Raw genomic sequence first — 5,565 nt, 5'->3', positions numbered from 1 at the left:
AGCCTCGCGTCTACAGGTCATGCGCCACTTTTGCGGTACATACCGAACCTGTACGAGCGAGGCTTGCACGCGAAGAGGCCCTCAAGCAAAACCCGGATCAAAAGACACCCGCCCAGGCATTTCCTGTGCATCCCCAGCTTGTCAGTTCGCCCCTCCAACGCCACACTAGCGCTCATGAAGAACGTCAGCCCCAGCTACCTCAAGCATCACTTCCTGATCGCCATGCCTCACATGGCCGACCCGAACTTTGCGCACACCTTGACCTACATCGTCGAGCATACGGCCAATGGTGCCATGGGGCTGGTGGTCAACCGCCCGCAAGACCTGAATCTGGCCGATATCCTCGAGCAATTGCGCCCCGACATCGAACCGCCGGTGCTCTGCCAGCATGTGCCGATCTTCATCGGCGGCCCGGTGCAGACCGACCGTGGTTTTGTCCTGCACCCTTCGGGCAAGACCTTCCAGGCGACCGTTGATCTGGAAGGCGACCTTTCCTTGTCCACCTCCCAGGACGTGCTGTTCGCCATCGCCGACGGCGTCGGCCCGGCCAAAAGCGTCATTGCCCTCGGTTACGCTGGATGGGAAGCCGGACAGCTTGAAGCCGAACTGGCGCAGAACGCCTGGCTGACCTGTCCGTTTGACGCCGACATCCTGTTCAACACCAGCAGCGAACTGCGCCTGGATGCAGCGGCCAAGCACCTCGGGGTCAATCTCAGCCTGCTGACCAGCCAGGCGGGCCACGCCTGATGGCCCTGCGACTGATTCTGGGTTTTGACTACGGCACCAAACAGATCGGCGTTGCGGTCGGCCAGGTGATTACCGGTCAGGCCCGCGAGCTGTGCACCTTGAAGGCGCAAAACGGTATTCCCGACTGGAACCAGGTCGAAGCCCTCATTAAAGAGTGGAAGCCCGACGCCGTGGTCGTCGGCCTGCCCCTGAACATGGACGGCACGCCGAGCGACATGTGCCTGCGCGCGGAGAAATTCGCCCGCCGCCTCAATGGCCGCTACAACCTGCCCTTCTATACGCACGACGAACGCCTGACCACCTTCGAAGCCAAAGGCGAGCGGCGTGATCGCGGCGGGCAAAAAGGCAGTTACCGCGACAACCCGGTCGACGCCATCGCAGCCGCCCTGCTGTTGCAAGGCTGGCTCGACGAAAACACCGCACTGTTCGAATCCTGAAGCGCCGTCACAGCGTCTCTCTTAGCTAGAACCCGAGCCAAACCCCGCACGCACCGGCTCGGGCCCAAGAAGGAGCAACCATGAGCCTGCCCAATCCCGCCGAACTGATCAGCCAGATGGCGATCCGTCTCAAGGCACATCTGGAACACCGTGGCATCAGCGAACCGCGTTACATCGGCATTCGTACCGGCGGCGTCTGGGTCGCCCAGGCGTTGCTCGATGAACTGGGCAGTGATGCGCCCCTCGGCACCCTGGACGTGTCCTTCTACCGCGACGATTTCAGCCAGAACGGCCTGCACCCGCAAGTGCGCCCGTCCGCCCTGCCGTTCGAAATCGAAGGCCAGCACCTGGTGCTGATCGACGACGTGTTGATGAGCGGTCGAACCATCCGCGCCGCCATGAATGAACTGTTCGACTACGGCCGCCCGGCCAGCGTGACGCTGGTGTGCCTGCTGGACCTGGACGCCGGCGAGTTGCCGATCCGCCCGAACGTGGTCGGTGCGACGCTGACGCTTGCGGCCCACGAGCGGGTGAAGCTGTCCGGCCCGGAGCTCAAGCTCGAACTGCAAGACCTCGCCCTTTAATCCGCCCTATTGAGAGTCCCCCTCGCGATGACGCCTCTAGAAACCAAGCGCCCGCTGCAGCTCAATGATCAGGGCCAGCTGCGCCACTTCCTCTCGCTCGACGGTTTGCGCCGCGAGTTGCTGACGGAAATCCTCGACACCGCCGACTCGTTCCTCGAAGTCGGCGCCCGGGCGGTGAAGAAAGTCCCGTTGCTGCGCGGCAAGACCGTGTGCAACGTGTTCTTCGAGAACTCCACCCGCACCCGCACCACCTTCGAGCTGGCGGCCCAACGGCTATCGGCCGACGTCATCACGCTGAACGTGTCGACCTCGTCGGCGAGCAAGGGCGAAACCCTGCTCGACACCCTGCGCAACCTGGAAGCCATGGCCGCCGACATGTTCGTCGTGCGTCACGGTGATTCAGGTGCGGCGCACTTCATTGCCGAACATGTCTGCCCGCAAGTGGCGATCATCAACGGCGGCGACGGCCGTCATGCGCACCCGACCCAGGGCATGCTCGACATGCTGACGATCCGCCGGCACAAGGGCGGCTTTGAAAACCTCTCCGTGGCCATCGTCGGCGACATCCTGCACTCGCGGGTGGCGCGCTCGAACATGCTGGCGCTGAAAACCCTCGGCTGCCCGGACATCCGTGTGATCGCGCCGAAAACCCTGCTGCCGATCGGCATCGAGCAATACGGCGTGAAGGTGTACACCGACATGACCGAAGGCCTGAAAGACGTCGATGTGGTGATCATGCTGCGCCTGCAACGCGAACGCATGACCGGCGGCCTGCTACCGAGCGAGGGCGAGTTCTACCGCCTGTTCGGCCTGACCACCGCGCGCCTGGCCGGGGCCAAGCCGGACTGCATCGTCATGCACCCGGGGCCGATCAACCGTGGGGTGGAGATTGAGTCGGCGGTGGCCGACGGTCCGCACTCGGTGATCCTCAACCAGGTCACCTACGGCATCGCGATTCGTATGGCCGTTTTGTCCATGGCCATGAGCGGGCAGACTGCGCAACGTCAATTCGAGCAGGAGAACGCCCAGTGAAGCTCAGCATTCTCGGCGCACGTGTCATCGATCCGGCCACAGGCCTGGATCAAGTTACCGATATTCATATTGAAGCCTGCAAAGTCGTTGCCCTGGGCGCCGCACCCGCCGGTTTTGTGCCCGTCGACACCATTGACGCCAAAGGCCTGGTGGCCGCCCCTGGCCTGGTTGACCTGAACGTCGCCCTGCGCGAGCCGGGCTACAGCCGCAAAGGCTCGATCATCAGCGAAACCCGCGCCGCCGCGGCCGGTGGCGTGACCAGCCTGTGCTGCCCGCCGAAAACCAAACCGGTGCTCGATACTTCGGCCGTGGCCGAACTGATCCTCGACCGCGCCCGAGAGGCCGGGAACACCAAAGTCTTCCCGATCGGCGCCCTGAGCAAAGGCCTGGACGGCGAACAGCTGGCCGAACTGGTCGCCTTGCGCGATGCCGGCTGCGTGGCCTTCGGCAACGGTCTGGAGAGCTTCCGCAACACCCGCACGTTGTGCCGGGCGCTGGAATACGCGGCGACCTTCGACCTGACGGTGATTTTCAACTCTCAGGATCATGATCTGGCCGAAGGTGGTTTGGCCCACGAAGGCCCGACCGCCAGTTTCCTCGGCTTGCCGGGCATTCCGGAAACCGCCGAGACCGTCGCCCTGGCCCGGGACCTGCTGCTGGTCGAGCAAAGCGGCGTGCGTGCGCACTTCAGCCAGCTCACCAGCGCTCGCGGCGTGGCGCTGATCGCTCAGGCCCAGGCCCGTGGCCTGCCGGTGACCGCCGATGTGGCGTTGTATCAACTGATCCTGACCGACGAAGCGCTGATCGACTTCAGCAGCCTCTATCACGTCCAGCCGCCGCTGCGCACCCGCGCCGACCGCGATGGCTTGCGTGCAGCGGTGAAGTCGGGCGTGGTTTCGGCCATCTCCAGCCATCACCAGCCCCACGAACGGGATGCCAAACTGGCACCGTTTGGCGCGACCGAGCCGGGCATCAGCAGCGTTGAACTGCTGCTGCCGCTGGCGATGACGCTGGTGGAGGATGGGTTGCTGGATCTGCCAACGTTGTTGGCGCGCCTCAGCACCGGGCCTGCCGAGGCGTTGCGCTTGCCGGCGGGCAAGTTAGCCGTAGGCGGGCCGGCGGACATCGTGCTGTTTGATCCGGCGGCTTCGACCGTGGCCGGTGAGACCTGGCTGTCCAAGGGTGAGAACTGCCCGTTCATTGGGCATAGCCTGCCAGGCGTCGTGCGCTACACCCTGGTGGATGGACGGATCAGCCACCAGTCTTGAGACTGAGCTGTCCCAATCGCTAGCAGGGCTAGCTCCCACGCAGGATCTGTGAACAACACAAATCCCCTGTGGGAGCTAGCCTGCTGGCGATGGCTTACTGGAAAGTGCCGCGATTCTGCGCGTTACGCACGGACACCTGGTCATTCAGCGTCCAGAAGTCATACAGCACCCCCAGAAAGAACAACCCGCCCGTCACCAGGTACAGCAATCCGCTGATCCACTTCCCCTGATACATCCGGTGTACGCCGAAGACACCGAGAAACGTCAGCAGAATCCACGCCACGTTGTACTCGATAGGCCCGGCGGTAAAACGCAGGTCCGCTTCACGGTCCATGGCCGGGATCAGGAAGATGTCGATCAGCCAGCCAATACCCAGCAAACCGAAGGTGAAAAACCAGATCGTCCCGGTCACCGGCTTGCCGTAATAGAAGCGGTGAGCCCCGGTAAAACCAAAAATCCACAGCAGGTAGCCGATCACTTTGCTGTGTGTATCTTGCTGCTGGCCAGCCTGTTGATAGGTGTTCATGAAGGACCTCGATTCACACGATAGATAAATATTCTTGAATTCTTTGTGACTTTTTTACAGGTTGCCGACGTATGGCACATGCTACCTTCGGTTGCGTCAAAGCCTTATACCACCTGACTTCTGTCCGACAATTGCGTCCATTTGCCGCTTATTTGGTTCCGTTGACCACAAGTTGAATCGACCAACGGCCTCGGAAGGGCAAAAAAAGCTGTTATAAAGTTGCGCGCTAACCCATATGAGCCTTGCCTAATGCGTCCATTTTTCAAGACATGGCTAACCATTTGCCTTTTGATGCCACTGGCCGCCCACGCCACCAATCGTGAGCAACGTCTTCCAAACGTTAATGGTTACACCCCAAAATCCCATGTTTCTGCTCCTTCGAGCAAAAACAAGAAAACCGAAAAACGTGCTCCACAGCTGGCTAGTAAAAGCAGCCTTGTTCCGCCGATGGCGACCAAGGAAAGCAGCAATGTGCTGAGTCGCGCCGTCAACGTCCTCGGTACACCTTACCGTTGGGGCGGCAGCAGCCCAAGTAAAGGGTTCGATTGCAGCGGCCTGGTGAAATACGCGTTCAACGACGCCACGTTCGACCTGCCACGCACGTCCAATGCCATGGCCAGCGGTCATGGCGAGAAAGTCGATCGCAAGGATCTGAAGCCGGGCGACCTGATTTTCTTCAACATCAAGAGCCGTCGGGTCAATCACGTTGCCATCTACCTGGGCAACGACCGTTTTATCCACGCACCGCGCCGTGGCAAGTCGGTGACCATCGACACCTTGAAGAAACCGTACTGGGAAAGCCACTACGTGGTTGCCAAGCGGGTTCTGCCGAAAGAGAAGAACACACTTCAGGTTGTTCAGCGCTGATCTGCTGACGCCTTCGCGGCTTTTGTGGCGAGGGAGCTTGCTCCCGCTGGAGTGCGCAGCGCTCCCCGTTTTTAGGTCTGCTTCGCAGCCCAGCGGGAGCAAGC

7 protein-coding genes are annotated in these 5,565 nt (G+C 61.5%); 6 read left to right on the top strand and 1 reads right to left on the bottom strand.

Annotated features, from left to right (window positions below; translation table 11 throughout):
- Positions 1–174 precede the first annotated feature (174 nt).
- The 5 genes from QMX98_RS31945 to QMX98_RS31925 all read left to right on the top strand — a co-directional run bounded on the left by QMX98_RS31945 (position 175) and on the right by QMX98_RS31925 (position 4,068).
- The gene (locus QMX98_RS31945) at positions 175–747 is read left to right on the top strand and encodes a YqgE/AlgH family protein (protein ID WP_077747229.1); all 573 of its coding nucleotides are present in this window, start codon (positions 175–177) and stop codon (positions 745–747) included.
- The gene (ruvX, locus tag QMX98_RS31940) at positions 747–1,184 is read left to right on the top strand and encodes a Holliday junction resolvase RuvX (protein WP_005792259.1); all 438 of its coding nucleotides are present in this window, start codon (positions 747–749) and stop codon (positions 1,182–1,184) included. Before QMX98_RS31945 ends, ruvX begins: the two co-directional genes overlap by 1 nt.
- Before the next feature lie 80 nt (positions 1,185–1,264).
- Positions 1,265–1,768: a bifunctional pyr operon transcriptional regulator/uracil phosphoribosyltransferase PyrR gene (pyrR, locus tag QMX98_RS31935; RefSeq protein WP_010466851.1), complete on the top strand. Its 504-nt coding sequence runs from the start codon at positions 1,265–1,267 to the stop codon at positions 1,766–1,768.
- Between the two features lie 27 nt (positions 1,769–1,795).
- Entirely contained in the window at positions 1,796–2,800 is a 1,005-nt protein-coding gene (locus QMX98_RS31930) for an aspartate carbamoyltransferase catalytic subunit (protein WP_007897943.1), read from the top strand.
- Complete coding sequence (locus QMX98_RS31925; protein WP_010466848.1) at positions 2,797–4,068, top strand: dihydroorotase; 1,272 nt, start codon at positions 2,797–2,799, stop codon at positions 4,066–4,068. Before QMX98_RS31930 ends, QMX98_RS31925 begins: the two co-directional genes overlap by 4 nt.
- A gap of 94 nt (positions 4,069–4,162) precedes the next feature.
- On the opposite strand, the gene QMX98_RS31920 is transcribed toward QMX98_RS31925, so the two are convergent.
- On the bottom strand, positions 4,163–4,594 hold the full coding sequence (locus QMX98_RS31920) for an NINE protein (RefSeq protein WP_077747227.1): 432 nt from the start codon (positions 4,592–4,594) through the stop codon (positions 4,163–4,165).
- A gap of 249 nt (positions 4,595–4,843) precedes the next feature.
- On the opposite strand from QMX98_RS31920, the gene QMX98_RS31915 reads away from it, so the two are divergent.
- A complete protein-coding gene (locus QMX98_RS31915; protein ID WP_042932501.1) occupies positions 4,844–5,461 on the top strand; it encodes a C40 family peptidase in 618 nt (205 codons plus the stop codon).
- Positions 5,462–5,565 lie beyond the last annotated feature (104 nt).

Origin of the sequence: Pseudomonas sp. PS02303 (genome assembly GCF_029959925.1) — a bacterium.
Classification (GTDB): Bacteria; Pseudomonadota; Gammaproteobacteria; order Pseudomonadales; family Pseudomonadaceae; genus Aquipseudomonas; species Aquipseudomonas mandelii.
The sequence above is the reverse complement of the archived record's forward strand: the minus strand, read 5'-3'. Positions and strand labels throughout refer to the sequence as shown.